The sequence below is a fragment of the Citrobacter sp. L55 genome (assembly GCF_002850715.1).
GTDB classification, from domain to species: domain Bacteria; phylum Pseudomonadota; class Gammaproteobacteria; order Enterobacterales; family Enterobacteriaceae; genus Citrobacter; species Citrobacter braakii.
On record NZ_KZ559457.1, the window covers coordinates 1 to 552 of the forward strand.

Below are 552 nucleotides of genomic sequence, written 5' to 3' on the forward strand. Positions count from 1 at the left end.
GACAACAGATTACAACCGTCGCTCGATAGCGGAAACGGCGATGTACCGGGTAAAACAGCTGTTCGGGGGTTCACTGACGCTGCGTGACTACGATGGTCAGGTTGCGGAGGCTATGGCCCTGGTACGAGCGCTGAACAAAATGACGAAAGCAGGTATACCTGAAAGCGTGCGTATTGCCTGAAAACACAACCCGCTACGGGGGAGACTTACCCGAAATCTGATTTATTCAACAAAGCCAGGAGAAACAGGAAAAGCACTCCTCGAAGAGGTTGCTCAATTCCTGGCTAAAGATCCGAAATGGCACCTCAGCCGTTGGGTTTCGGATAGTGAAAAACGCATCCTGGAAAGCTCGCCTGCTGGAATAAAAATATGGCACTGTTGCAAATAGTCGGTGGTGATAAACTTATCATCCCCTTTTGCTGATGGAGCTGCACATGAACCCATTCAAAGGCCGGCATTTTCAGCGTGACATCATTCTGTGGGCCGTACGCTGGTACTGCAAATACGGCATCAGTTACCGTGAGCTGCAGGAGATGCTGGCTGAACGCGGAG

The 552-nt window shown here is 50.9% G+C and carries 2 pseudogenes; both read left to right on the top strand.

Annotation, left to right across the window (positions count from 1 at the left end):
* Nucleotides 1-181 (top strand): annotated as a pseudogene (locus B9P82_RS28120) (IS5/IS1182 family transposase); the annotation flags it as partial.
* Between the two features lie 253 nt (nucleotides 182-434).
* Nucleotides 435-552: pseudogene (locus tag B9P82_RS28130) on the top strand (IS6 family transposase); the annotation flags it as partial.